22 protein-coding genes are annotated in these 24,375 nt (G+C 66.6%); 9 read left to right on the top strand and 13 right to left on the bottom strand.

Going from position 1 to position 24,375, the window contains the following annotated elements; translation table 11 throughout:
- Positions 1-92: 92 nt before the first annotated feature.
- Positions 93-863: a Crp/Fnr family transcriptional regulator gene (locus JQ617_RS21345; protein ID WP_212028015.1), complete on the bottom strand. Its 771-nt coding sequence runs from the start codon at positions 861-863 to the stop codon at positions 93-95.
- Positions 864-1,041: 178 nt separating this feature from the next.
- Between JQ617_RS21345 and JQ617_RS21340 the strand changes: the two genes are divergently transcribed.
- Positions 1,042-1,425, top strand: coding sequence for a response regulator (locus JQ617_RS21340; RefSeq protein WP_249157347.1), 384 nt, complete (start codon positions 1,042-1,044; stop codon positions 1,423-1,425).
- A 3-nt stretch (positions 1,426-1,428) separates the two neighbouring features.
- Here JQ617_RS21340 and JQ617_RS21335 read toward each other — a convergent pair whose 3' ends face one another.
- Together JQ617_RS21335 and JQ617_RS21330 are read right to left on the bottom strand one after the other, a co-directional pair.
- A complete protein-coding gene (locus JQ617_RS21335) occupies positions 1,429-2,970 on the bottom strand; it encodes an alkaline phosphatase D family protein (RefSeq protein WP_212028013.1) in 1,542 nt (513 codons plus the stop codon).
- 169 nt (positions 2,971-3,139) lie between these two features.
- Positions 3,140-4,585: a TAXI family TRAP transporter solute-binding subunit gene (locus tag JQ617_RS21330; protein WP_212028012.1), complete on the bottom strand. Its 1,446-nt coding sequence runs from the start codon at positions 4,583-4,585 to the stop codon at positions 3,140-3,142.
- 153 nt (positions 4,586-4,738) lie between these two features.
- Between JQ617_RS21330 and JQ617_RS21325 the strand changes: the two genes are divergently transcribed.
- Together JQ617_RS21325 and JQ617_RS21320 are read left to right on the top strand one after the other, a co-directional pair.
- The gene (locus JQ617_RS21325; RefSeq protein WP_145657835.1) at positions 4,739-5,038 is read left to right on the top strand and encodes a 4a-hydroxytetrahydrobiopterin dehydratase; all 300 of its coding nucleotides are present in this window, start codon (positions 4,739-4,741) and stop codon (positions 5,036-5,038) included.
- 103 nt (positions 5,039-5,141) lie between these two features.
- Entirely contained in the window at positions 5,142-5,519 is a 378-nt protein-coding gene (locus tag JQ617_RS21320) for a YkvA family protein (protein ID WP_212028011.1), read from the top strand.
- A 176-nt stretch (positions 5,520-5,695) separates the two neighbouring features.
- Here the strand turns inward: JQ617_RS21320 and JQ617_RS21315 are convergent, their stop codons facing one another.
- The 3 genes from JQ617_RS21315 to JQ617_RS21305 all read right to left on the bottom strand — a co-directional run bounded on the left by JQ617_RS21315 (position 5,696) and on the right by JQ617_RS21305 (position 9,173).
- Entirely contained in the window at positions 5,696-6,856 is a 1,161-nt protein-coding gene (locus tag JQ617_RS21315; protein ID WP_212028010.1) for a TAXI family TRAP transporter solute-binding subunit, read from the bottom strand.
- A 12-nt stretch (positions 6,857-6,868) separates the two neighbouring features.
- Positions 6,869-7,753, bottom strand: coding sequence for a hypothetical protein (locus JQ617_RS21310; protein WP_212028009.1), 885 nt, complete (start codon positions 7,751-7,753; stop codon positions 6,869-6,871).
- Positions 7,754-8,198: 445 nt separating this feature from the next.
- A complete protein-coding gene (locus tag JQ617_RS21305; protein ID WP_063685161.1) occupies positions 8,199-9,173 on the bottom strand; it encodes an NADPH:quinone oxidoreductase family protein in 975 nt (324 codons plus the stop codon).
- A 225-nt stretch (positions 9,174-9,398) separates the two neighbouring features.
- On the opposite strand from JQ617_RS21305, the gene JQ617_RS21300 reads away from it, so the two are divergent.
- From JQ617_RS21300 to argG, 6 genes are all read left to right on the top strand, one after another.
- Positions 9,399-10,244, top strand: a complete 846-nt coding sequence (locus JQ617_RS21300) for an SDR family oxidoreductase (RefSeq protein ID WP_212028008.1) — start codon at positions 9,399-9,401, stop codon at positions 10,242-10,244.
- A gap of 98 nt (positions 10,245-10,342) precedes the next feature.
- The gene (locus JQ617_RS21295; RefSeq protein WP_212028007.1) at positions 10,343-10,993 is read left to right on the top strand and encodes an invasion associated locus B family protein; all 651 of its coding nucleotides are present in this window, start codon (positions 10,343-10,345) and stop codon (positions 10,991-10,993) included.
- A gap of 183 nt (positions 10,994-11,176) precedes the next feature.
- On the top strand, positions 11,177-12,379 hold the full coding sequence (rlmN, locus tag JQ617_RS21290; RefSeq protein WP_212028006.1) for a dual-specificity RNA methyltransferase RlmN: 1,203 nt from the start codon (positions 11,177-11,179) through the stop codon (positions 12,377-12,379).
- 167 nt (positions 12,380-12,546) lie between these two features.
- Positions 12,547-13,041, top strand: a complete 495-nt coding sequence (locus JQ617_RS21285) for a hypothetical protein (protein ID WP_212028005.1) — start codon at positions 12,547-12,549, stop codon at positions 13,039-13,041.
- 157 nt (positions 13,042-13,198) lie between these two features.
- Positions 13,199-13,975: a phosphatase PAP2 family protein gene (locus JQ617_RS21280; RefSeq protein WP_212028004.1), complete on the top strand. Its 777-nt coding sequence runs from the start codon at positions 13,199-13,201 to the stop codon at positions 13,973-13,975.
- Positions 13,976-14,067: 92 nt separating this feature from the next.
- Positions 14,068-15,405 (top strand): argininosuccinate synthase, encoded by a 1,338-nt coding sequence (argG, locus tag JQ617_RS21275; protein WP_212028003.1) that lies wholly within the window; start codon positions 14,068-14,070, stop codon positions 15,403-15,405.
- A gap of 340 nt (positions 15,406-15,745) precedes the next feature.
- Here the strand turns inward: argG and JQ617_RS21270 are convergent, their stop codons facing one another.
- The 7 genes from JQ617_RS21270 to JQ617_RS21240 all read right to left on the bottom strand — a co-directional run bounded on the left by JQ617_RS21270 (position 15,746) and on the right by JQ617_RS21240 (position 24,342).
- Positions 15,746-17,827 (bottom strand): OmpA family protein, encoded by a 2,082-nt coding sequence (locus JQ617_RS21270; RefSeq protein ID WP_212028002.1) that lies wholly within the window; start codon positions 17,825-17,827, stop codon positions 15,746-15,748.
- 167 nt (positions 17,828-17,994) lie between these two features.
- The gene (locus JQ617_RS21265; RefSeq protein WP_212028001.1) at positions 17,995-18,258 is read right to left on the bottom strand and encodes a hypothetical protein; all 264 of its coding nucleotides are present in this window, start codon (positions 18,256-18,258) and stop codon (positions 17,995-17,997) included.
- On the bottom strand, positions 18,255-18,740 hold the full coding sequence (locus JQ617_RS21260; protein WP_212028000.1) for a pyridoxamine 5'-phosphate oxidase family protein: 486 nt from the start codon (positions 18,738-18,740) through the stop codon (positions 18,255-18,257). The genes JQ617_RS21265 and JQ617_RS21260 overlap by 4 nt, the downstream gene beginning before the upstream one ends.
- A 65-nt stretch (positions 18,741-18,805) precedes the next feature.
- A complete protein-coding gene (locus JQ617_RS21255; RefSeq protein WP_212027999.1) occupies positions 18,806-19,192 on the bottom strand; it encodes a VOC family protein in 387 nt (128 codons plus the stop codon).
- Between the two features lie 25 nt (positions 19,193-19,217).
- Positions 19,218-20,042 carry an FkbM family methyltransferase gene (locus JQ617_RS21250; protein ID WP_212027998.1) on the bottom strand — a complete coding sequence of 275 codons (825 nt, stop codon included), beginning with the start codon at positions 20,040-20,042 and terminating at the stop codon, positions 19,218-19,220.
- Positions 20,043-20,207: 165 nt separating this feature from the next.
- Complete coding sequence (locus tag JQ617_RS21245) at positions 20,208-22,160, bottom strand: ABC transporter ATP-binding protein/permease (RefSeq protein WP_212027997.1); 1,953 nt, start codon at positions 22,158-22,160, stop codon at positions 20,208-20,210.
- Positions 22,161-22,212: 52 nt separating this feature from the next.
- Positions 22,213-24,342, bottom strand: coding sequence for a hybrid sensor histidine kinase/response regulator family protein (locus JQ617_RS21240; RefSeq protein WP_212027996.1), 2,130 nt, complete (start codon positions 24,340-24,342; stop codon positions 22,213-22,215).
- Positions 24,343-24,375 lie beyond the last annotated feature (33 nt).

Raw genomic sequence — 24,375 nt, 5'->3', positions numbered from 1 at the left:
GCATCAAGGCGAGTTCGCGGAGAGAACCCCTCATCGGGCGCGCGCAGTGCGCGCGCCACCTTTTCCCGCAAGGGGGAGAAGGGGAAAAGACCTCACCCGCTACCCGCCTGCCGCTCCTCGGTCGGGTACACGCCGCGCAGCACTTCCTCGAAGTGCATCTTCACGGCCTCGTTGCACAGGCAGGCGCGCAGGCGCAGGCCGTCTCGGTTGCGGACCAGGATCGATCCGCGCCGCGTATCGAGCACGCCTTCGGTCCTGAACGACTGCAGCACGCGGCTGGCATAGCTGCGCCCGACCCCGAGCAGCGTCGCGAGCTGCTCATGCGTCAGCGGCACGCTGCTCTCGTCGCCGGTCCGCTCCATCGCAGCCAGGATCCATTTCGCCGTCCTCTGCTCGATCGAGTGGATGGCGTTGCAGGCGGTGGACTGGAAGATCTGCGCCAGCAGGCAGTCGGCGTAACGGGCAAAGATGTTGCGCAAGGACGCCGAGCGCAGCTTGGCTGCTTCGAGCTTGGCGACATGAATACGCGCGAAGGGGCCGCCGAACTTGACGCAGATGCGGGTGTAGGCGGGCAAAAATCCTTCGCTGACGATGCCGCCGACCGCGCCCTCGCGGCCGACCAGGATGGTCTCGACGTCGCGGCCGTCCTCGTTGGGCACCAGGAAGGTCGCCAGTGACGGTCCACAGGGGAAGTGGACGACCTGGACATCGTCACCGGGATTGTAGAGCAAATGGCTCGCGGCGGTGTCTTCGACGGTCACGTGGGGCGCAAGCAGGGCATAGTCCGCCGGGCTCAGGCGCCGCAGCAGATTGTTGGCCGGCCGGCTTTCGACCTCGCTCGTCTTGTCGATCCGCGCATCCATCGTGACCCCCTGTCCTCCTCTCCACATTAGCGAGTTCCTCCCACTTCCTGTGTGCACAAGTGGACAGACGGAAGAACTGCGATGTGGTGGGTTTCGTTCCGGGAACCCTCCGATGCGCTGGGCGCAGGCATCGTGTCGCGGCAGTCCTGATCCGAAAACCCCCACCCAAGATGCGATCATGGCACCTGCACTTCCCAATGGCTCAGGCCGCCCGGCCGATGTTCTGATCGTTGAGGACGACCCGATCATCGCGATCGATTTCGAGGATCGTCTTATCGGGTTCGGGGTGGCGAGCGTGCGGACCGTCGGCTCGGTGACGCAGGCATTGGACGCGATCGCGATGCGGGCTCCCGACTTTGCGCTGCTCGATGTCGAGCTGATCCGCGAGAAGAGCTTTGCGGTCGCCGAGCGGCTGGTCGCGCTCGGGATCCCGTTCGTGTTCGTCACCGGCTACGGTGCCGACGCGCGGATTCCGCCCGAGTTCGCCGGCCAGCCGCGGCTGCAGAAGCCGTGCTCGAGCGACGCGCTGGAGGCGGCGCTCCAGGTCCGAGCCGCCGGCTAGCGGTCAGGCCTGCTTCGGATCGAGCGTGGTGGACCACAGCGCGACGTCGGCGCGGTCGCGCAAGGTCACGGTCATCCGGCCGGATGCGCCGTCGATCTTGACGTGACCGAAGAACTGCATGCCGGCGGAGGGCGGCAGGTTCTGGCTGTCCTTGCCCGGCGCCTTGACGAAGCGGACCTCGGGCCCAAACGTGTTGTCGAGCGCGTTCGGTCCGAACGTGCCGGCGTGCAGCGGGCCCGAGACAAACTCCCAGAACGGCTCGAATTCCTGGAATTGCGCCTTGTTCGGATCGTAGTAATGCGCGGCGGCGTAATGCACGTCCGCCGTCAGCCACACCGTGTTGCTGACCGGCGCCAGCTTGATGAAGCGGAGGATGTCGGCGATCTCGAACTCGCGGCCACGCACCGGGCCATCGCCCTGCGCAACGGCTTCCGAGCCGCCCTGCGGCGTGTCCGCGACGACGAGGCTGATCGGCATGTCCGACGCGATCACCTTCCATGTCGCACGCGAATTCAAAAGGCCGCGCTTGAGCCAGGCGATCTGGTCCGGGCCGAGGAAGTAGCTCGCCGGACCGTAGGCGGTTTCGAGATTGGCGCCGTTGGGACCGCGATAGCTGCGCTCGTCGAGCACGAACACGTCGAGATGCGGACCGTAGGAGATCTGGCGATAGACGCGGCCGGGCTCGTTGATGCTCTCGCGCATCGGGTACATCTCGTGGAAGGCGCGGCCCGCGCGGGCCGCGAGCAACTCGATGTCGCGCACCTTGTAAGCCGCCGGCAGATCCTTCGACAGCGACCAGTTGTTGGTCACCTCATGGTCGTCCCACTGCACGAAGATCGGCACTTCGGCATTGAAGGCGCGGAGATTGTCGTCGGTGAGATTGTATTTGTGCGCGGCGCGATATTCGTCGAGCGTCTCGGCGACCTTGGCCTTCTCCGGAATGGTGACGTTCTTCCAGATCTTGCCGTCGGGGAGCTTCACCTCGGATGCAATGGGCCCGTCGGCATAGATCGTGTCGCCGGAGTGCAGGAAGAAATCCGGACGGTGCTTGCGCATCGCGGAGAAGGTGAACATGCCGCCGTCATCGGGATTGATGCCCCAGCCCTGGCCTGCGACGTCGCCGCCCCAGACGAAGCTGACGTCGCGGCGGTCGGTGGGCGCGGTGCGGAAGCGGCCAACGACGGCCTCGCCCTCGATCGCGCTGTGGGAGAGATCGCGGAAACGGACGCGATAGAAGATATCCTGGCCGCCGGGCAGGTTCTCGATCAGCATTTTCGCGGTGAAGTCGCTCTCGGGGAGCGCTGCGATCGGCGGCAGCGCGCGGGCATCCCTGAACGATTCCGTCGTCGCCACTTCGACCAGCATCTGCGAGGGGCGGTCGGCGCGCGCCCAGACCACGCCGCCGTCGACGGTGACGTCGCCCGACTGCACGCCATGGGTGACCGCCGGCCGGTCGGCCGCGCGCGACAGATAAGGCATCGCGACAGCGCCGAGCGCGCCGGCCCCGGTTGAGAGGAAGCGGCGGCGGGAGAATTTGATCTTCATGGCTGGCTCGCTGGCTGGCTTGTGCCCGTCTCGCACCGTCATTCCGGGATGGTGCGCAAGCACCAGACCCGGAATCTCGAGATTCCGGGTTCGCGCGTGTGCGCGCCCCGGAATGACGGGCGGAAGCTATATTGAGACAATGTGACGCAGCAATTACGCGCGCAAGCCTTTAGGCGTTGCCGGCGGCCCTGAACTGCGCGCCCGTGCGCTGCAGGTTCTGCTGCAGGCTGAACAGCACCGCCTTGCGGTCGGCGACGGCGGCGTGGAACTGGTCGAGCGCGATGTTGAAGGCGGTGAGCGCGGCTTCCTCGATTGCGCCGTGATCGAAGCAGCGCAGCGTATCGCGCAGGATGTCGTCGGCCTCGGCCTGCATCTGGTCGAGCTCTTCCGTCGTCTCGCTCTTGCGTGCCGCCGCGATCATGTCGAGCAGGCGCTCGCGCTGATGGTTGCTGCTGTCGCGCTCGTCCTTCTTCAGATAGCCGGCGAACCAGGCGCCGAGCGAGCCCATGGCGGAGAGCGCCATCAGGCTCCACCAGATGTAATCGCTGTATTTGTCGAGGAAGGACTTTTCCTCGCCGTCGACGAACGCGGCCGCGCCCGGATGCACCGGGATCACCGCATCCTTGTCGGTATCGGGAGTTTCGATCTTCGCCGCCAGCGGGAATTCGGTCACCAGTTGCTGCCGCACGGCGAACAGCTGGCGCGTGAACGCCGCGATGGAGGTTTCGGACACGGCTTTGCGCGCCACGATGTGGTGCGCGAAGCTGATGGTCTTGACCTCGTCGTCGGGGCGGGCGGGCGAGCCGCCAAAGGTGCCGGCGGGAATCTCGGAAGCTTCATAGACCGGATGGTTCTGCGCGATCGCATCCGCGGAATCGATCGCGATGAAGGTCGGCGCGCCGAAATCCTTGGTGGAGGCGGCGATCGCGTCCGCCGTGATCTTGCTGTTGACGGGACCGGCGGCGAGATAGACGTCGGCCTTCTGGGACTTGATCGCCTCGGCAGCCTCGTTGGCCGGAAACTGGATGATATCGACCTTGGCCGGATCGACGCCGTATTGCTGCAGGATCACCTTGAGCAGATTGACGTTGGCCTGGGTGCGGCCGACCACGCCGACGCGATGGCCGGCGAGCTGCTCGATCTTGGTGATCTTGGGGCCCTTCTTCTTGCCCTTGCCCTGGACCGACCACAGCACCACAACGTTCTTGCGCAAGGTGGCGACCGCCTGTGCGTTCTTCGGCACATCGACGTCGCCGCGCACGATGGCGAGATCGACCTTGCCCCCGGCGAGCGCCTCGGCGCTGGCGGTGGCGCCGTCGGTCTGGATCGGGCGCAGCCGCACCTGGCTCTTGTTCTGGGAGAAGGCTTGCGTCAGCGCCTGCACGACCTTGACGTCGTCGCTGTTGGCGGGGCCGACCGCGATCTTCAGCGTCACGGGGCGCATCGCGAAATAATAGCCGCCGACGAGCGCGCCGATGATGGCAAGCACCAGCGCCAGAGACACGAGCGCCGTCTTCCGCGCCGCGGATCGCGGCGAAGGCGGAGAGGGCGCTTCGGCCAGGTCCAGACCCCCGGTCATCGATCTCCCAAACAGGCGTTTCAGGCTCAGCTTCATCTCGGCCGGCAATTTAGGCCCACAATTGTAGCAAATTTCCTGTCCGCCGGGGTTACATCTCCGTCATGGTTAGCGGATCGGCGCGAATCCGCGTGAACCGGGACCGTAAGCACGGTGTTAGGGTAAAAGTTCCCCTGAAGCACGGAGGCGATCATGGCAGAACGGCTGGCGGCGGACGCACGCAAGCAGGCCCTGGGTGGTATCCCGGGCTGGACCGAAGTCGGGGGTCGCGACGCGATCGCAAAGACCTTTGTCTTCAAGGATTTCAACGAGGCCTTCGGGTTCATGACCCGCGCGGCGCTGGTCGCCGAGAAAATGGACCATCACCCCGAATGGCGTAACGTCTACAAGACCGTGGAGGTGGTGCTCTCGACCCATGATGCCGGCGGCGTCACGGCGCTCGACATCGAGCTCGCCAAGGCAATGAACGCCATGGCCAGGTCTACGGCCTAGCTGACACCAGGCTGACATCTTGCAGCGATGGGCCGCATCCCCATCTTGTGACCAGCAGGGCATGCGGCGATCCGCCGCCCCTCGATGAACGGAGAGTTGGAGCATGGCTGCCGAGCACAGCGTCGGCTTCGAGCCGGCCGATCGGCTCGCGGAAGATCGTGAGAGCGTGCGCCGCCGCTTCTGGCGCAAGCTGAAGCGCGTCGCCGCACAGCTGCCGTTCGCCGAGGATCTTCTCGCGGCTTACTACTGCGCGTTCGACCTGCAGACGCCGCGTCATGTCCAGGCATCGCTGCTGGGCGCGATCGCCTATTTCATCCTGCCGCTCGACTTCGTTCCCGACGTGATGCCGATCCTCGGCTTCACCGATGACGCCGCCGTGCTCGCCACCGCCATCCGGATGGTCGCCACTCACATCACGCCCGAACACCGCGAAGCCGCCCGCGCCGCGCTGAAGCGCGGTGTGGGGGAGAGGGCGCAGTAGGGGCGATTCAACCACACCCACCGCTGTCATTCCCCGCGAAAGCGGGGAATCCAGTACGCCGTGGCCTCTCGATTCAATCGCCGGCGTCACGGAGTACTGGATCGCCCGGTCAAGCCGGGCGATGACACTGAGAGTGTGGGTGCTGCCTGCGACACCATTGGTCGCAACGACAACCACTACTTCTTTCCCGTCTCCGCCCGCGCCTTCTCCGCGTCCCAGACCTGGAACTGCTTGAACAGCGTCTCCCTGTCCGCGTCGGAGACCTGCGCAGCGTTCGGGCTCTGCTTCAGGAACGCCTCGAAGCGCTGCCGCGTCACAGGCTCGACGCCGTGCTTGTCGAGCCATTGCTGCGCCACCGGCAACCTGTTCCAGCCGGACAGCGGCGCCGCGAGCGAGACCTCCTTCCATTTGGGATGGAAGGGCGGGTTCTGCAGCGCCGGGAATTTCGTGAAGAACGCGTCCACGAACAGCGCGAGCTTGCGATAACGCTCGGTGTTGGGCGCCCAATTATAGGCCGCGAGCACCGCGGGCACCGCGATCGTGTCCACGCTCTCGCCCTCCTTGACCAGGTTCGGATAGTCTTTGGCCGTCAGCGTTGCCGGCAGATAGTCGCTCTGCAGCGGCTTGGCGTAGTCCACCTTGGCGAGATGGAAGCGGCCGTCGTTGCCGAAAGTGGAGACCGACTTGTACGGCTTGCCGCCGACCACGATGACCGCGTCGATCTCGCCGGCCTTCAGCTTCTCCATCGCGATGCGCTGCTCGACGTAGACGAAGTTCGCCTTGATCCCGAGCCGCTCGAAGACCGTCAGTGCAGTGACGAAGGTCCCGCCATTTGGTAGATCGACGCTGACCTTCTTGCCCTCGAGGTCCTTCAGCGTCGCAACCGACTTCGGCGCGATGACCTGCATCTCTTCATTGTAGAGCTTGGTCACGTAAGTGAACTGTTTCTTGATGTCCTTGGCAAAGCCCTTGCGCTCGAGATAGTCGAGCGTGTCGGCGCGCACGATTCCGAGATCGACGCCCTGCAGGAACAGGATGTCGGCGACGCTCTGCACCGAGCCGCGGCCGACGATCGGCAGCACGCGGATCCTGTTGCCGTCGTCGAGCACCGAGGCGAGGTCGGCGCCGAACTGCACATAGGTGCCGCCGATCGTGCCGGTGATCAGCGTGACGGTGTTGGCGTTCAGCGACTGCTTGGTCGAGCTCGACCCGAACTGGAAGATGGCCTTCAGGCTGTCCGAGACCTTGGCCGGATCGTATTCGGTCTGCTCGGCGCGAGCGGCGACGGCACAGATCGTCATGATGGCGGCAAGCGCCACTTTCAAAGCGTTACGCATGATGTCCCCTGATTAGTTCGAGAGCCGGGCAAGGCGCTGGCGCGCCTCCGCCGATCCAAGCGTTGCCGCGCGCTGGTACCAGTCGCGTGCGGCTGCCGCGTCGGCCGTCACGCTTCGCGCATCGCTGGTGCCGAGCACGGCCGGATCATAGGTCTGCGCCAGCAGAAGCGCGGCCGTTGCGTCTTTTGCATTGGCGGCGCGTTCGAGCAGCAGGCGCGCGGCGGCGATGTCGCCGACTCCGATCAGGCTTCTGGCGCGCGTCATCAGCCCTGCCAGCGTGTCGGCGTCGAGCGTCCTGGCTGGCTCGGGCGGTGCCGGCTGCGCCGCGACGGGCGCGGGCGCCGGCGTCGGCGCTTGGACCTGCACTGGAGGTTGGCTTTGGGTTTGGGCTTGCAGCGCGGTCTGGTAGGCGGTCGCAATCGCCTCGCGGCTTGGTGTCGAAGGCGCCGGAAGCTCCTGCTTGTCGGCGCTCGCCAGCATCGCGTTGGTCACGCGGGCCGGATCCTTCAGCGGGGTCTGACGTGCAGCGGGTGCATTCACGACCGCTGCGGCCTGTACGGAAGCTGCATCCGGAGAATTGCCGCCGATGCCGGCGACGAGGCCGCGCAGATCGGATTGAAACAGTACGGCCGCAATCGCCGCGGCGGATATCGCAAGCCCGGCAGCGGCAACGCGATACGCGATCCAGGTTCTGGAACGCAGCGCCAGCGGCGCATATTCCCGCGGGTCGGGTGCTCCGAGCGGATCGGAAAGGAACAGCGGAATTGGATCGTCCTGCGGAAGATCGGCGCGCTTTGCGCGCGCACGGATGTAGGACGTGGTGGACGAATGTGATGCAGATCGATCGGAGTCGAGCGCGCGCGACTCCTTCGACAGACGGTAGGCCGTCGTCTCCATGGTGTGATGCTCCCCATTACTGACGCAACGCAGGGGCAGTCCCGGCTTCAGTCTTCTTGTTTTTTGTCCAGAAGCGCCCCGCAAACTGGAACCGGTAAATCGCCGTCCGATTCAGCCCAAAAAACGACGGCCGTTTGCGCGAATCTGGAGATATTTGGGTTTGATTACGGCGAGGCGGCGGAATGCACCGCAATTTTGGCCGCAATGGTTGAGGGGATTTTACCATGCGCGCGAGGGCGCGATGTCGCGCGAGAAGCGGCGATGGCCATCCACCTCGCCTCATACTCGCTGTCATGACCCGGCTTGACCGGGGCATCCGGTACGCCGCGGCGTCTCGGCTAAATCGCTGATGTCTCTGGAATACTGGATCGCCCGGCCCTGGTGCGCAATTGCGCACTGGCCGGGCGACGACAGCGAGCATGTGGCGATGGCGTGCCTCGCATCCTCACGGATGCAGGATCACCTTGCCCATGGCCTGGCGTCCCGCCAGCACCTTCAGCGCGTCCGCGGTCTGTGCCAGCGGGAAGGTGCGGTCGACATGCGATGAAATCTTTCCTTCCGCCGTCCACTTCACGAGCTTCTCGAGATTGGCGCGGTTCTTGGCCGGGTTGAGCCTGGTCCAGGCGCCCCAGAACACGCCGCGGATATCGCAGCCCTTCAAGAGCGCAAGGTTCAGCGGCATCTTCGGGATGTCGCCGGCGGCAAAGCCGATCACCAGGAAGCGGCCTTCCCAGGCGATCGAGCGCAGCGCCTGCTCGGCATAGGCGCCACCCACCGGATCGAAGATGATGTCGACGCCCTTGCCGTCCGTCAGCTTGCGCAGGCCTTCCTTCAGATCTTCCTTGCCGTAGTTCAGCGTCAGCTCGGCGCCATGCTTCTTCGCGAATTCGAGCTTCTCGTCGGAGGAGGCGCAGGCGATCACCTTCAGGCCCATCAGCTTGCCGAGCTCGCAGGCGGCAAGGCCGGTGCCGCCGGCGGCGCCCAGCACCGCGAGCGTCTCGCCCGGCTTCGGGCTGGCGCGATCCTCCAGCGCATGCAGCGCGGTGCCGTAGATGATGATGATGCCGGCCGCGCGGTCATAGTCGAGATTGTCGGGGATCTTGACGATCGAGGCCGCCGGCAGCGCGATCTTTTCGCGCGCGCCGTTGTGGCCGCAGGAGGCGACGACGCGGTCGCCGACCTTGAGGTCGGTCACGCCGGGGCCGATGCTCTCGATCACGCCGGCGACTTCCGCGGCGGGCGAGAACGGGAACGGCGGCTTGATCTGGTACTTGCCCTGGATCATCAGGATGTCGAAGAAGTTCAGCGCCGCCGCCTTGATCGCGATCACGGCCTCGCCGGGACCCGCCACCGGATCCGGCACGTCTGCCAGAACGAGATCGTCGGGCTGGCAATATTGCGAGCAGAGGATGGCTTTCATGGCGGCACCTTGGAGCGTTTCGAGTGGAATTATAGTTGGATCGGTTTTGCCGGATTTAGCCACGGGCGACAATCCGGATTCTTTGTCTGAGGCCGAGCACCGGCTTATCCTCGTCATTGCGAGCGAAGCGAAGCAATCCAGAGTCCGTCCTGCGGAAATAGCCTGGATTGCTTCGTCGCTTTGCTCCTCGAAATGACGAACCCCGCGGAGAAAGGGATTCAAACGATGTTTGAAATGGGTCTGCTCAGGGACAAGCGCATCCTCGTCACCGGCGGCGGCTCGGGTCTCGGCGCTGCGATGGGGCGGCGCTTCCTCGCGCTCGGCGCCGAGCTCGTGATCTGCGGCCGCAAGCACGAGCGGCTCGAGGCAGCTGCGAACGAGATGCGCGAACAGACCGGCGGCAAGGTCACCACCATCGCCTGCGATATCCGCGACGGTGCGGCCGTGGACGGCATGATGGACACGATCTGGCGCGAGGCACCGCTCGACATTCTCGTCAACAATGCTGCCGCGACCTTCATCGCGCAGAGCGAGCATCTCTCCTTTCGCGCGGCCGACGCGATCCTCGCGCCGACATTGCACGGCGCGATGTACTGCACGCTCGCCGCCGGCAAGCGCTGGATCGAGGATGGGCATGGCGGCGTCGTGCTCTCGATTCTCTCGACCTCCACTATCACCGGACGCGCCTTCACGGTGCCGTCGGCGATGGCGAAATCGGCGGTGCTGGCGATGACCAAAAGTCTTGCCGTGGAATGGGGCCCGAAGGGCATCCGCACCGTCGCGATCGCGCCGGGTCCGTTCCCGACATCGGGCGCATCGGGCCAGCTTCGCCCCGAAGGCCGCGACGAGGGCTGGACCGCGCGCAACCCGCTCGGCCGTACCGGCGAGCACGGCGAGCTCGCCGACCTCGCCAGCTTCCTGGTCTCCGATCGTGCGGGTTACATCAATGGCGAGATGGTGGTGATCGACGGTGGCGCGCATTTGCGCAGTTCCGGCGCCGAGGACCTGCTCGGCTGGACCGAGGCGCAATGGGCCGCCCAGCGCGCCGCGATCCAAAGGCTGACCCGCTAACTGCCTTCCCAAATTGGACTTTCCCGGCTATCCCTGCACCGGGGACAAAGCGCGGCCGGGCCATCTTCCAGTCACAATATTGAGGGAACCACTCCACCATGTGGCGGGTGCTATCTTTGGCTTTGATGATGGGCGTGGCGGCGTGGGGAATCACTGATTCCGCGCGGGCTCAGACGGCGCAACCGGCGCCCAAGGCTGCAGCACCCAAAGCCGCTGCACCGGCAGCCAACACGGCGGCCAAGACCGCTGCAAAGCCCGAGAGCAAGCCGGCGGGCCCGGCTGCGGCGGTTGCGGGTGGCGCGGAGCCCACGCTGATCGGCCAGTTCGGCACCTGGGGCGCCTATTCGGCGACGCCCAACGGCAAGAAGGTCTGCTTCGCGCTGGCCAAACCCTCGTCCTCGAAGACCAACCCGCCGAATCGGCCGCGCGATCCCGCCTACGCGTTCGTTTCGACCCGGCCGGCGGAAAAGGTGAACAACGAAGTCTCGGTCATGATCGGCTACGCGCTGAAGCCGGGCTCGGAATCATCGGTCGAGGTCGGCGGCGCCGCTTTTGCGATGTACACGCAGGGCGACGGCCTCTGGATCAAGAACGCGGCCGAGGAGGAGCGGATGGTCGAGGCCATGCGCAAATCCGCCGATCTCGTGGTCAAGGGCGTCTCGGCCAAGGGCACGGAGACGACCGACACATTTTCGCTGAAGGGCCTCGCCCAGGCGCTCGACAAGATCGCCCAGGATTGTAGGCGGTAACGCCTAGTCGTTAAGGCTGAGGGCGATAAGGTCGCAATCGGCGGTTCCGGTTGCTATATAGGGGCGGTTCCAGATTTTCTTCCGTCATTCCGGGATGGTCCGAAGGACCAGACCCGGAATCTCGAGGTTCCGGGTTCGTCGCTTCGCGCCGCCCCGGAACGACCAATCAACCAGGTCCATTCAATGCAACCGACGACCGAGCCGCACAACGCAACATTGGTGGAGAAGACTCCGCTCGAAGTCTATGTGCCGCCGGCAAAACCGTCGCTGATCGGCCTGTCGCGCAGCGAGCTGGCCGATCGCCTCGGCGAGATCGGCGTCGCGCCGGCGCAGCGCAAGATGCGCGTGCAGCAGCTCTGGCACTGGCTCTATTTCCGCGGCGCCCAGAGCTTCGACGACATGACCTCGATCTCGAAGGGCATTCGCGGCGAGCTCGCGCAGCACTTCACGGTCGATCGGCCCGAAGTGGTGGCCGAGCAGATCTCCAACGACGGCACCCGCAAATGGCTGCTGCGTCTGCCGAGCGGCGACAATGTCGAGAAGGCGCATGAAGTCGAGTGCGTCTACATCCCCGAGACCGACCGCGGCACGCTCTGCGTCTCCTCGCAGGTCGGCTGCACGCTGAACTGCTCGTTCTGCCACACCGGCACCCAGCGCCTGGTGCGCAATCTCACCGCCGGCGAGATCGTCGGCCAGATCATGGTCGCACGCGACCGCCTGAACGACTGGGCCGATCGCGAGGACGGCACGCGCCGCGTCACCAACATCGTGATGATGGGCATGGGCGAGCCGCTCTACAATTTCGACGCGGTGCGCGATGCGCTGCTGATCGTCGGCGACAACGAAGGCATCGGCATCTCCCGCCGCCGCATCACGCTGTCGACCTCGGGCGTGGTGCCGAACATCGTGCGTGCCGGCGAGGAGATCGGCGTCATGCTCGCGATCTCGCTGCACGCGGTGCGCGACGAATTGCGCAACGAGCTGGTGCCGCTCAACCGCAAATATCCGATCAAGGAGCTGTTGCAGGCCTGCCGCGATTATCCCGGCGCCTCCAACGCGCGCCGCATCACCTTCGAATATGTGATGCTCAAGGGCGTCAACGATTCGCTCGACGACGCCAAGCTGCTGGTGAAGATGCTCAAGGGCATCCACGCCAAGATCAACCTGATCCCGTTCAACCCCTGGCCCGGCACCGCCTATGAGTGCTCGGACTGGGACCAGATCGAAAAATTCTCCGAATACATCTTCAATGCCGGCTATTCCTCGCCGGTGCGCACCCCGCGCGGCCGCGACATCCTCGCCGCCTGCGGCCAGCTCAAGTCGGAGACGGAAAAGCTCAGCGCGCGCGAACGCCAGGCGCTGCGCGCCATGGCGATGACGGATTGATGAATGCGTGCTCCGCGCACTCTCGTCATGGCCGGGCTTGTCCCGGCCATCTATGTTTATAGGCTGTCATTCCGGGGCGCGCGAAGCGCGAACCCGGAATCTCGAGATTCCGGGTCCGGTGCTGCGCACCGTCCCGGAATGACGGTGATATTCAACAGGCCCGTTTGATGTCCCTGATCGGCCGCCTCATCGTCATCTTCATCGGCTTCCTGGCCGCCTGTTTCGTCGGCGGCATGATCGTCGTCGGCGCGCTGCTGTTTCCGGAGTTCGCCGATCTCGGCGCAGGTCCCGTCGACCAGGGTGCGATCGACATCCTGCTCGGCTTCGGTTTCATCTTCGTCTCGGGTTTCGCGCTGGTGCCGGCGGCGGTGATCGTCGCCATCACCGAAGCGCTCTACATCCGCAGCGCGCTCGCCTATGCCGTCGGCGGCGGCCTTGTCGGGCTTGCCTGCTATCTCGGCCTCGTTCCCTTCCACTCCGACACGCTGCAGTTCGAGGGCATCGTGCGGCGGCATCTGGAAATCATGACGGGTGCGGGCATCGTCGCCGGCGTCGTCTACTGGCTGGTCGCCGGCCGCAACGCCGGCGCCTGGCGCGAACCGCCGCCCCCGCGCAAGCCGCCTCCGCCATTGCCGGCGAATTCAACGCAGGATGCGCGGTGATTTGTGTGCGTCATTCCGGGGGGATGCGAAGCATCGAGCTCCGGTGCGCAATTGCGTATCCGAGAATCTCGAGATTCCGGGTCTGGTCCCTCGGACCATCCCGGAATGACGCCCGCAAGGGTTTCCATCCCCGTCCCACTCCGCTAAACCGCGCGCCATGAACCGTACCGGACTCTTCATCGGCCTGGCGCTGTGGCTCGTGATCGGCGTTCTTTTCGGCCTCTATCCCGAGCTCGATCTCAAGCTGGCGTCGCTGTTCTTCGACCCCGAGACCAAAACCTTTCCGCTCAAATCGGTCGGCTGGGCCGGCTTTGCGCGCGACGCGGCAATGTGGATCGCCTGGGCGTTCGTGCTGCCTTCGCTGGTGGCGCTCGTGGTCAAACTGTTTCGGCCGGACCGGCCGCTGATGGTGTCGGGGCGCGCGATGGTGTTCCTGCTGACGACGATCATCCTGTCGGCGGGCATCCTCACCAACCTCACGTTCAAGACCTATTGGGGGCGGCCGCGTCCGGTGGTGGTGACGCAGTTCGCCGGCGACCAGCAGTTCGTGCCTTGGTGGGATCCGCGCGGCGGCTGCGCGCGCAACTGCTCGTTCTTCTCCGGCGAGGGCGCGACCGCGTTCTGGACGCTGGCCCCGGCCGCGCTGGCGCCGCCGGCGTGGCGGCCGCTCGCCTATACCGCGGCGGTGATCTTCGGCGCAGTCACCAGCGCCCTGCGCATGGCCTTCGGCGGGCACTTCTTCACCGACGTCTCGATCGCCGGCCTCGTCACCTTCGTCGTGATCTGGCTGGCCTACGCACTGATCTACCGCTGGCCGCGGACGCGGTTCTCGGACGCGGCGGTGGACGCCGCGCTGACCCGGCTGGCCGCGCCCGGCTACCGCCTCCGCCAGCGCCTGTTCGGCCGCAAGACCGGCCCCGAACCCTCGATTTGAGCCATTAAATGCGTGCCGACCCCCGCGAAATTTGATATTCGCGCGGTCAAGCCCGTACCTTCATCAGCCCCTTGAGACCGATTGGAAGCCCCATGACCACGATCCTGAAAAGCCTGCCCAAGGGTGAGAAAGTCGGCATCGCTTTTTCGGGCGGTCTCGACACCTCTGCGGCGCTGCTCTGGATGAAGCAGAAGGGCGCGCGCTGCTACGCCTACACCGCAAACCTCGGCCAGCCCGACGAGGCCGACTACAACGAGATCCCGCGCAAGGCGGAGGCATTCGGCGCCGAGAAGGCCGTGCTGGTCGATTGCCGCACGCAGCTCGTGCACGAAGGCATCGCCGCGATCCAGTCGGGTGCCTTCCACATCTCGACCGGCGGCATCACCTATTTCAACACCACGCCGCTCGGGCGCGCGGTGACCGGCACCATGCTGGTCGCAGCGATGAAGGAGGACGGCGTCAACATCTGGGGCGACGGCTCGACCTTCAAGGGCAACGACATCGAGCGCTTCTACCGCTACGGCCTGCTCACCAATCCGAGCCTGAAAATCTACAAGCCCTGGCTCGACCAGCAGTTCATCGACGAGCTCGGCGGCCGCGCCGAGATGTCGGCGTTCATGACCGCGCAGGGCTTTGCCTACAAGATGAGCGCCGAGAAGGCGTATTCGACCGACAGCAATCTGCTCGGCGCCACGCACGAGGCCAAGGATCTCGAGAGCCTCGACAGCGGCATCAAGATCGTCAACCCGATCATGGGCGTGCCGTTCTGGCGTGACGACTGCACTGTGAAGGCCGAGAAGGTCGTGGTGCGTTTCGAGGAAGGCCAGCCGGTCGCGCTGAACGGACAGACCTTCACCGATCCCGTCGCGCTGTTCCTCGAGGCCAATGCCATCGGCGGCCGTCACGGCCTCGGCATGAGCGACCAGATCGAGAACCGCATCATCGAGGCCAAGAGCCGCGGCATCTACGAGGCGCCCGGCATGGCGCTGCTGCACATCGCCTATGAGCGCCTCGTCACCGGCATCCACAACGAGGACACCATCGAGCAGTACCGCATCAGCGGCATGCGGCTCGGACGTCTGCTCTATCAGGGCCGCTGGTTCGACTCGCAGGCCCTGATGCTGCGCGAGACCGCGCAGCGCTGGGTCGCGCGCGCCGTCACCGGCGAGGTGACGCTGGAGCTGCGCCGCGGCAACGACTATTCGATCCTCAACACAGAGAGCCCCAACCTCACCTATGCGCCCGAGCGGCTCAGCATGGAGAAGGTCGAGGACGCAGCCTTTACGCCGGGCGACCGCATCGGCCAGCTCACCATGCGCAACCTCGACATCGCCGACACGCGGACGAAGCTCGGTCTCTATTCGAAGACCGGCCTGCTGTCGGGCAGCGAAGGCTCGCAGATCTTCAAGCTCGAGAGCGACAAGGGCTGATTGACGTCGTCGTAGAAATCGTAGGGTGGGTTAGCCGAGCAGATGTGCGAAGCGCATCTGCTCGGCGTAACCCACCACTTCCGTCACCACGGAAATCAAAGAGGTGGGTTACGCCTTCGGCTAACCCACCCTACGCGTTCCATCCGTGTCCCGGACGCGATGCAGCGCGAAGCGGTGCGACGGAGAGCCGGGACCCATGACCCAAATCCAACTGCATCCATAGTGCGTGGTCCCCGGCTCTGCTGCGCATCACTGCGTGCTGCGCAGCGTCCGGGGCACGAGAGCTCAAAACAAAAATGGCCGGGATCGCTCCCGGCCATTTGCATTGATGCGTGTCGCCTCAGCGCGGCGGCGGTGCCGCGTTGGCCTGGCCGCCGTTGAGCAGCGGCGTAATGCGGCGGACGGTGACGCGCCGGTTGATCAGGCTCGGCCCCTGCGTCTGCTCCTTCAGGTACTGCTCGCCGTATCCCTGCGACGTCAGGTTCTCCGCCGGCACGTTGAACTGCTGGGTCAGCAGCTCGGCGGCGGCCTGCGCGCGGCGGTCCGACAGCGACAGATTGTCGACGTCGTTGCCGACCGCGTCGGTGTGGCCCTCGATCAGGAACACCTCCTGCGGATTGGCCTGGAGCGCCTGGTTGATGCCGTCGGCGATCACCTGCAGCCGCGCCGCTTGGTCCGGTGGGATGGTCCACGATCCCGTTTCGAAGTTGATCGTGTTGACGTCGATGCTCGGCATCTGCATGCGGACGTTCGGGCTGTAGCGGATCTCGTCGAGCGAATAGCGCCGATCGATCCGCTGCACCGGCGGTGCCCGCATGGTCTGGTAGATCACGTCCGGCGACGCTTCCTGGGCGTCGACGATGTAGCGATCGTAGGGGATGTTGACCACCGGCGGCGGCACGTCGACATAGAAGCCGCCGACCGCCCGCGGATCGCGATAGCTGTTGTCGATGATCACGATCTCGCGTCCGCGCGGGTCCCTGCGGATTCGCCGCAGCAGCGAACCGTCCGCGGCGACCACGGTGATGACCTCGCTGCCGTCGGGACGCACCACGACCGTCCGCGTTTCGCCGCCGACGGTGTCGGTGCGGATGTCGCGGGCGCCGTAGCGGAAGCGATAGAGGTCGTTGCCGCGAACATATGCCTGCCCGCCCGGATCGCGGATGATGATGCGGTCCGGCTCGGTGTAGACAGTGCGGCCGCCTTCGACGACCTCGCGGCGCTGGCTGTGCATGTCGGCGATGGTCGCGCCGATCACCGCACCGGCCACCACGCCCGCACCGATCGCGAGCGGCGTCAGGTCACGCTGCTGCGGACGGGGCGGCGGCGGCAGCGGTGCTGCAACCGTCGGCGCGGCGCGGAAGGCCGGCGCAACCGTCGGCGGCCTGTATTGCGCCCGGTCGGGCGGCGGCGCTGCGGCCGGCGAGCCCGGCACGACTGTCGGTGCCGCGGCACCGGCGGGAGGCGCGGGCGGCCGTGCGGGCAGGTTGCCGGCCTGGGGCGGCGCAGCCGGCGTTCCGGCCGCGGGCGCGCCGGCAGGCGGCGTTCCACCCTGCTGGCCAGGAGCTGGCGTTACGGCCGGAGCGGGTGCTGCGCCGGGAGCCGGTGCCACTGACCCCGGACGTGCGGGCGGCGTCGCAGTGCCACCGGGGGCCGGGGTTGCCGTCGGAGCGGGCGCGGCCCCTGGGGCCGGCGAACCCGCCGGCGGCGGAGGCGAACCGGGGCGCACGCCGGGCGGCGGCGGTGGCACGCCAGGGCGGCCAGCCGGCGCTGCGCCCGGAGCGGGCGTCGCGGTCGGCGCAGGTGTTGCGGCCGGAGCCGGCGTGGTGGCCGGGGCGGGCGCGGCAGGTCGCACCGCCGGTGCTGCGGGCGGAGGAGCCGGGGGCGTCGCCGTGGGCGCAGGCGCCGGGCGCGCCGCCGCAGGGGGCGGCGGAGGCGGAGGCGTGTGCTGCGGAGCCGCGGCGGGAGGCGGCGTGGGAGCCGGTCGTGCCGCGGGCGGCGGCGGAGGCGGCGGGGTCGGGGCATGCTGCTGCGGAGCCGCGGCCGGAGGCGGCGACGGCTGCTTCGGGGCGGCAGGCGGCGGAGGAGGCGGCGGCGGAGCCGGGCGGGCCGCAGGCGGAGGCGGCGGGGGCGGCGGCGCGGCAGGGCGCGCGGGCGCTGCAGCCGGCGGAGGCGCAGCGGGCGGGTGAGGCGGTGCCGCAGCGGGCGGCGGTGCGGCCGGGCGTGCCGGGGCTGCAGGCGGCGCGGCGCCTGGCGGGCCCTTCGGCGGCTGCTTCGGTTTTCCGTCAGGGCCAGTCTCTTGCTGTGGCTGGGCCTGCGCGACGACGAGCGGCGAGGCGCCCTGCGCATGCGATGCGGTGTTGGCCAATTGCATCGCGGTGAGAGCCGACGTCGCAAGCAGCACGAAACGAAGGTTGGTCATGATGGTGAACTTCCCCGGAAGGTTCTTTGACGAAGTGTTGGGATGAACAGCTACGCGTTAGGCCGCATTGTGGCGGGCGAAGCGGTCGTGGCCCGATTTATTTCTGCACGCAAATCACCTCACTATGGTGACGTTCATTGCGCATTCAGGCGTACGTTGCAATCGCCTCACATGTGATGCTTCGCCTCATATGCGATCCGCGGCGGCATTGCGTCCGTCGCGGGATTGGGAGTGAGCGGTCCGTTCGGCCCGCGCGATGGAATCTCTTCGGGCATGCGGCCCGGCAATTCGTCGGGCCGCGGTGATTCGCCGGGCTCGCGCACCGGCGGCGTGATCTCGGGCTGCGGATTGCCGGGCGGAATCCCCGGTGGCGGCTCGGTCGGAGTGCCCGGTGTCGATGGCGGAATCTCGGGCGGCTCGATCGGCGTCACATCGAGACCTTGCGGTTCTCGCCGATATCGGGACGCGTGTTCGTCACCGCCGCGGCAGCCATCTTCACATAGGAGATCACCGTGCCCGGCGAGTCCCAGAACTCGGCGTCGTCAGGCGTGATCTTGAGCACGCGGATATTGGGATCCTCCGCGGAGTCCCACCACGCCTTCGCCGGCGTCGTGAACAGCTGCTTGATCTTCGCGCGGTCGTTGGAGACGTCGGCAGTGCCGGTCAGCGAAACATATTTCTGGCTGCCGGCATCGGCGAACGACAGGTTGATGGAGGGATTGCGCGCGATCTCCTCGTCCTTGTGACGGCGCGCGTCGGTGAGGAAGAAGATCGTGTTCGCGTCGCGATCGAGATAGGCGCTCATCGGCCGCGCGCGCAGCTTGTCGCCGTCGCGCGTCACCAGCATCGCGAATCCGATCTTCTTCATCAGATCCCAAACGCGGTCGACGTCGCGGGCATTGTCGTTGGCCATATCGTACTCCTTGCTGCAAGGATCGATAACGGCCCGCGGGATGCGATGTTCCAGCCGGAACCCGTCTATTCCGGCGCGTGACAGACGGCCTCGATGTTGTGGCCATCGGGATCGAGCACGAACGCGCCGTAATAGTTCGCGTGATAATGCGGGCGGATGCCCGGAGGTCCGTTGTCGCGCCCGCCGGCGGCAATCGCCGCCTTGTAGAAGGCATCCACGGTGGCGCGGTCCTTCGCGGTGATCGCAATGTGCACCGGCTTGTTCATGGCGCCTTCGGCGCCGAACCAGAGATCGGGCTTGCCGCCTGCGCCGAAGCCGGCTGCCGCGGCGTGGCCGGTCTGCTCCGCCGTCACTTCCATGATCAGGCTGTAATCGAGCGGCGCCAGCGCCTTCGCATAAAACGCTTTCGCGCGCTCGTAATCGGAGACGGAGAAACCCAGATGGTCGATCATCGCAAACCTCCGTTGCCTGCTCCCGTCAGCGCGACAGGAACGTATTGCTCCGCGTCTTGCGCGCGACCGTGAAGCCGCGCGCGACCATGTCGGCAATACAATCCTGCTGCCATTCGTTTTGTGACAGATGCTCGATGACGACCGCGCGCGGCCACAGCGATTGCGGCGCGTCGCGGAAGAAGCCGATCAGCACCCGGTCCTCGAAACCCTCGACGTCGATCTTGAGCGAATCGACTCGGGCAACGCCGGCCTCGTCGAGAATGCGGGTCAGGCGCAGTGACGGCACCTTGATGGCTTCCGCGCTCGCCGTGCCGGTGACGACATGGGTGGCGCCGAGATTGCCGCCGCCGCTCTCGATCATCAACTCGCCGTCGCTGTCGCCCGCTGCGGCCTGAACCAGGCGCACCTGTGTTGCTTTCGATGCGGCATGGTTGAAGGCGAGCCGTCCGAAGGTGAGGGGATGCGGCTCGATCGCGACCACCTTGCCGGTGGTGCCGACCTGGCGCGCCATCACCAGCGCGAAAGTGCCGACATTGGCGCCGACGTCGACGAACACACCGCCCGCTGGCGTGTGCTGGCGCAGGAAATCGAGCTCGTCGAGATTGTAGTCGGGATTGAACAGCGCGCCGCGCTCGGTGGCGCTGCCCTGGTGATAGAAGCGGAACGAGGCGCCCTGATATTGCACGTCGATCGGGCCGCCGCGCAGCAGATTGACCAGCCGCGACATCCACGGCCGGAACGCGCCGCGCTTCAGCCCCGACTGCTGCGCGAGGCGAATGATCGCGGCCTGCGCCGCATTCGGCGCAAACGCGCCGAACGGCGCGGATGAAGGGGCATTGTCGGGCGTCAAGCAGCAGGTCCTCGTTGCAGGCGGCGCATGCATAGCCGGTTTTGGCGGGGACTCCAACGCTAAGGGGAAAGAATGTAGCCCGGATGGAGCGCAGCGAAATCCGGGGCCTTCGTTGCTTGAGGCGCGATTCCCGGATTGAGCTGCGCTCCATCCGGGCTACGGAGTTCACGCCGCCTTCTTCGGCGCCTTGCGCTGCCTCAGGAATCGACCGAGCAGCTTGCGCTTGCCCTTGCGCGGGATCAGGTCGATGTCGCTGACGAGCTTGGCACCGCCCTTGCGGCGCTCCAGCACGATCTTGCGGCTGTGGAAGGCTTCCAGCTCGACGCGATGCGCGACGCTGACAATGGTCGCCTTGGGCAGCTCGTCGGTGACCATCTGCATCATCTTGTCCTGGCTCTTCTCGTCGAGCGCCGAGGTCGCTTCGTCCAGCACGACGATGTCGGGGTTGTGCAGCAGCAGACGTGCGAAGGCGAGGCGCTGCTTCTCGCCGCCTGACAGCGTCTGGTCCCACGGTCCCTCTTCCTCGATCTTCTCCTTGAGATGATCGAGACCGACCTTGTGCAGCGCTTCGCCGATCTCCTCCCCGGTCCAGTTCTCGGCGGCGCCGGGATAGGCGACGGCGCGGCGCAGCGATCCCGAGGGCACGTAAGGCCGCTGCGGCAGCATGAACAGGCGCCGGTCGGCATGGAAATTGACGCTGCCGCCGCCCCACGGCCAGAGCCCCGCGATGGCGCGCACCAGTGTGCTCTTGCCGGTGCCGGATTCGCCGGCGACCAGCAGCCGCTCGCCGGGCTCGATCACGACCTCGGTCTCACCGACCACGGCGGTGCCGTCGTCCAGCGTGACCGAGAGGTCGTGCAGCTCCAGCATGGCGTCGTTGCTGGTCTCGCCGCGCTTGATGCGGCCGAAACCGTCGCCCTGCTCGGCGCGCTCGAGACCATCGAGCGACATCATCAGCGAGGCGATGCGGCGCGCACAGGCGTTCCAGTCGGCGAGCCGCGGATAATTGTCCACCAGCCAGCCGAACGCGCTCTGCACGATGGTGAAGGCCGACGCCGCCTGCATCACCTGTCCCAGCGTCATGCTGCCGTCGAGGAACTTTGGCGCGCAGAGCAGGAGGGGGACGATGGGGGCAACGAGGCTCGACCCCTGCGACACCAGCGTGGTGCGCATATGCTGTCCGGCGAGTCGCGCCCATTGCCGCAGCACGCCAGTGAAGTTGCGATCGATGCCGCCGCGCTCCTCCTCCTCGCCGCCGAGCAGCGCGATGCTCTCGCCGTTCTCGCGCACGCGCGTCAGCGTGTAGCGGAAATCGGCCTCGGCCTGGTTCTTGTCCTCGGAGACCTGCACGAAGCGCCGGCCGATCACCACGATCGAGCCGGAGGCGATGGCGGCATAGAGCATCGCCGCGATCACGAGGAAGCCGGGAATGGTGACAGTGGAGCCGCCAAGCGTGACGGTGAGCGCACCGCCGATGGTCCAGAGCACGACGATGAAGGTCACAGCCGACAGCAGCGCGGAGGTGACGCCGGCGAGGAAATCCACCGGCGAATCGGTCGCGATGCGCAAATCCTCCGCGATCCGGTATTCCGGATTCTTGTGGTCGCCGCCGACGAGGTTGAGCTGGTAGTAGCGGCCGTTGGTGAGCCAGCGGGTCAGGACGCTGCTGGTGAGCCAACCCCGCCAGCGCCGCTGGATGCTCATGCGCGCGAACACCTGCGCGACGCCGAGCACGATGCTGCCGATCGCGAGCGGGAAGAAAACCGCCGTGAGATGGAAGACGGTGCCCGCATCGCGCTTCTCGATGGCGTCGAAGATCGCGCGATTCCAGACATTGATGCCGTACTGAAAGGCGACGGTGAGGACGATCAGCACGCCGAGCCCGAGCGAGAACGGCCAGGCGAGGCGGTCGCCGTTGCGGCTCCAGAAGCCGCGCGCGCTGATCCAGAAGCGCGTGAGCAGGTAATCCTTGCGCGCCTGCTCGGCCTCTTCGGGCGACAGCTCGGGATCGGGTTCGAGCACCTCCGGCGGCGGCGGCGCGACCTCGTCGCCGTTCTCGCCCTTGATTTCGACAATGGGCGTCTTGCCCTGTTCGCGTTGTCTGGCCGGCTTTTGCATGGCCGGGTAACGCGAGGGAACTCAGCCGGTTCCAGCCGGTTCCATGTTACTGCTATTCGGCGGCGCCGTCGCGCACCCGCCGCAGCCGCGCGGCGCGGTGCAGCACCTGCGACAATTCCTCGATCGAATAGGGCTTCTGCACGAGGTCGAAGCCGAGGCTGCCCTCCTGCGACAGCGCCTGGCTGTAGCCGGTGGTCAGCACGACCGGCACGCCGATGCTGCGATCGCGGATCGCCCGCGCCAAGTCGAGCCCGGTCATGCCGGGCATCACCACGTCGGAGAACACGACGTCGAAACGATCCGCGTCCACGACGAGCTCGGCGAGCGCATCGGCGGCATTGTCGACCAGCGTGATGCTGTAGCCGAGCTCGGTGAGCCCGTCGGCGGCGAAATTGGCGAGCTCGATATTGTCCTCGACCAGCAGCACCGACATGCCGCTGCCGGCCGCGGGCGCGGTGTCAGGCGCCTGCCGCCGCGGCAGCAGCTCCGCCGGCACGCGCGGCAGGAACAGCGAGAAGGTGCTGCCCTGTCCGACCTCGCTCGCCACCGTCACCTCGCCGCCGGATTGCCGGGCGAAGCCGAACACCTGGGACAGGCCGAGACCCGTGCCGTGTCCGACCTGCTTGGTGGTGAAGAACGGCTCGAAGACGCGCCCGAGCCGTGCGGCGGGAATGCCGACGCCGGTATCGCTGACGGTCACGGCGACGAAGCCGAGGTCCCCGGAGATATGGCTGCCCGGAACGCTCGCCGCCGCCTCGACGGTGAAGCTGATCCGGCCCTTGCCCTGCATGGCGTCGCGCGCGTTGGTCGCCATGTTGATCAGCGCCGTCTCGAACTGGCTGGCATCGGCATTGACGAGGCACGGCTCCGCCGGCAGCCGCATCTTGATCTCGATCGCGGGGCCCAGCAGCGTGGCGAGCATGTCGTGCAGCGACTGGATCCGTTCGCCGACGTCGAACACTTCCGGCTTCAGCGTCTGGCGCCGCGCGAAGGCCAATAGCTGCGAGGTCAGCCGGGCCGCGCGCGCGACCGCATCCGCGATCGCCGTGATGTAGCGCTGCCGCCGCTCTTCGGTGAGTTGCGGCCGGTTCAGCAGATCGACCGAGGCGCGGATCACGGTCAGCAGATTGTTGAAGTCGTGCGCGACGCCGCCGGTGAGCTGCCCGAGCGCCTCCAGCCGCTGGCTGTGCTTGAGCGCCTCCTCGGCCTCACGCCGCTTGGCGGCCTCGGCCTGGAGATGCTGGGTGCGCCGGAATGCGAAGGCGAGCAGCAGGAACAGCAGCGCGGTGGCGGGGACGCCGAACACCAGATGCTGGCCGATGGTCGCGTACCAGCGCGCACGGATCGCCGACGTCTCGAGCCCGGCGCTGACATAGATCGGATATTCGGCGACGCGCCTGTAGCCGATGCGGCGCTCGATCCCGTCCGACGGCCAGGCGATCGTCATGAGCCCCTGCGCGGGGTGCGCGGCGATCTCGCGGCCGACCGGCCCGCTTGGATCGAGCCGGAGGTCGCGGTCGAGCCGGGGGAAATGCGCCAGCATCACGCCGTCGGTGCGCCCCATGGCGAAGAAGCTGCCGGGATCGGAGCCGATCCGGGCATAGAAGCTCTCGAAATATTCCGGCAGCACGGAGGCCTGGATCACGCCGATGAAGCGGCCGTCGTCGGAATCGCGGCGGCGGCTCACGCCGAAGAAGCGCGCTCCCTGGTAGGGCGGGCGCGGCGTCAGCGGCGTGCCGATGAAGGAGCCTATGCTCTGGTCGACATGGACATAGAAATAGTCGCGGTCGGCAAAGCCCAGTTCAGGCGGCGGCGAGGCGAGGCTGTTGACCAGCGCCTTTCCGTCCGCGTCGAAGATCCAGGCGGATTTGAGCTGCGGCAGCGAATCGGCCAGCCGCTTCAGCCGGCGGTGCAGCGCCGGCTCGCGCGCGCGGATGACCTCGTCGGGAAGGCCGCGCACGACCTCGTTGAGCTCGGACAGGCTGCGGTCGATGGTCTCGAACACCTTGAGCGCGTGCTCATGCGCGACGTCGAGCGTGCGCTGGATCTCACGGTCGGCGATGTCCCGGGTGGAGTTGTAGGAGATCGTGGAGGCGATCACGAACAGCGCAATCGGCAGCGCCAGGGATGCAGCCATCATCCACTGCAACAGTCTCAGCGAATTGCGTTGCGCGCCGTGCACGTTCGCTCCGGTCCCAGACCGGAGAGCTTAACT

It is taken from the genome of Bradyrhizobium sp. KB893862 SZCCT0404, from assembly GCF_018130885.1.
Taxonomy (GTDB): domain Bacteria; phylum Pseudomonadota; class Alphaproteobacteria; order Rhizobiales; family Xanthobacteraceae; genus Bradyrhizobium; species Bradyrhizobium stylosanthis.
Note: the sequence above shows the minus strand (reverse complement) of the source record. Positions and strands in the feature narration are given on the sequence as shown.

What these genes read in the sequence shown, in the direction of transcription:
- JQ617_RS21315 (WP_212028010.1), bottom strand. Translation starts at nt 6,856, where the DNA reads ATGCGTAACGCTTTGAAAGTGGCGCTTGCCGCCATCATGACGATCTGT.
- argG (WP_212028003.1), top strand. Translation starts at nt 14,068, where the DNA reads ATGACCACGATCCTGAAAAGCCTGCCCAAGGGTGAGAAAGTCGGCATC.
- JQ617_RS21255 (WP_212027999.1), bottom strand. Translation starts at nt 19,192, where the DNA reads ATGATCGACCATCTGGGTTTCTCCGTCTCCGATTACGAGCGCGCGAAA.
- JQ617_RS21260 (WP_212028000.1), bottom strand. Translation starts at nt 18,740, where the DNA reads ATGGCCAACGACAATGCCCGCGACGTCGACCGCGTTTGGGATCTGATG.
- JQ617_RS21310 (WP_212028009.1), bottom strand. Translation starts at nt 7,753, where the DNA reads ATGGAGACGACGGCCTACCGTCTGTCGAAGGAGTCGCGCGCGCTCGAC.
- JQ617_RS21270 (WP_212028002.1), bottom strand. Translation starts at nt 17,827, where the DNA reads ATGACCAACCTTCGTTTCGTGCTGCTTGCGACGTCGGCTCTCACCGCG.
- JQ617_RS21245 (WP_212027997.1), bottom strand. Translation starts at nt 22,160, where the DNA reads ATGCAAAAGCCGGCCAGACAACGCGAACAGGGCAAGACGCCCATTGTC.
- JQ617_RS21320 (WP_212028011.1), top strand. Translation starts at nt 5,142, where the DNA reads ATGGCTGCCGAGCACAGCGTCGGCTTCGAGCCGGCCGATCGGCTCGCG.
- rlmN (WP_212028006.1), top strand. Translation starts at nt 11,177, where the DNA reads ATGCAACCGACGACCGAGCCGCACAACGCAACATTGGTGGAGAAGACT.
- JQ617_RS21325 (WP_145657835.1), top strand. Translation starts at nt 4,739, where the DNA reads ATGGCAGAACGGCTGGCGGCGGACGCACGCAAGCAGGCCCTGGGTGGT.
- JQ617_RS21280 (WP_212028004.1), top strand. Translation starts at nt 13,199, where the DNA reads ATGAACCGTACCGGACTCTTCATCGGCCTGGCGCTGTGGCTCGTGATC.
- JQ617_RS21305 (WP_063685161.1), bottom strand. Translation starts at nt 9,173, where the DNA reads ATGAAAGCCATCCTCTGCTCGCAATATTGCCAGCCCGACGATCTCGTT.
- JQ617_RS21345 (WP_212028015.1), bottom strand. Translation starts at nt 863, where the DNA reads ATGGATGCGCGGATCGACAAGACGAGCGAGGTCGAAAGCCGGCCGGCC.
- JQ617_RS21330 (WP_212028012.1), bottom strand. Translation starts at nt 4,585, where the DNA reads ATGAAGCTGAGCCTGAAACGCCTGTTTGGGAGATCGATGACCGGGGGT.
- JQ617_RS21300 (WP_212028008.1), top strand. Translation starts at nt 9,399, where the DNA reads ATGTTTGAAATGGGTCTGCTCAGGGACAAGCGCATCCTCGTCACCGGC.
- JQ617_RS21335 (WP_212028013.1), bottom strand. Translation starts at nt 2,970, where the DNA reads ATGAAGATCAAATTCTCCCGCCGCCGCTTCCTCTCAACCGGGGCCGGC.
- JQ617_RS21285 (WP_212028005.1), top strand. Translation starts at nt 12,547, where the DNA reads ATGTCCCTGATCGGCCGCCTCATCGTCATCTTCATCGGCTTCCTGGCC.
- JQ617_RS21340 (WP_249157347.1), top strand. Translation starts at nt 1,042, where the DNA reads ATGGCACCTGCACTTCCCAATGGCTCAGGCCGCCCGGCCGATGTTCTG.
- JQ617_RS21295 (WP_212028007.1), top strand. Translation starts at nt 10,343, where the DNA reads ATGTGGCGGGTGCTATCTTTGGCTTTGATGATGGGCGTGGCGGCGTGG.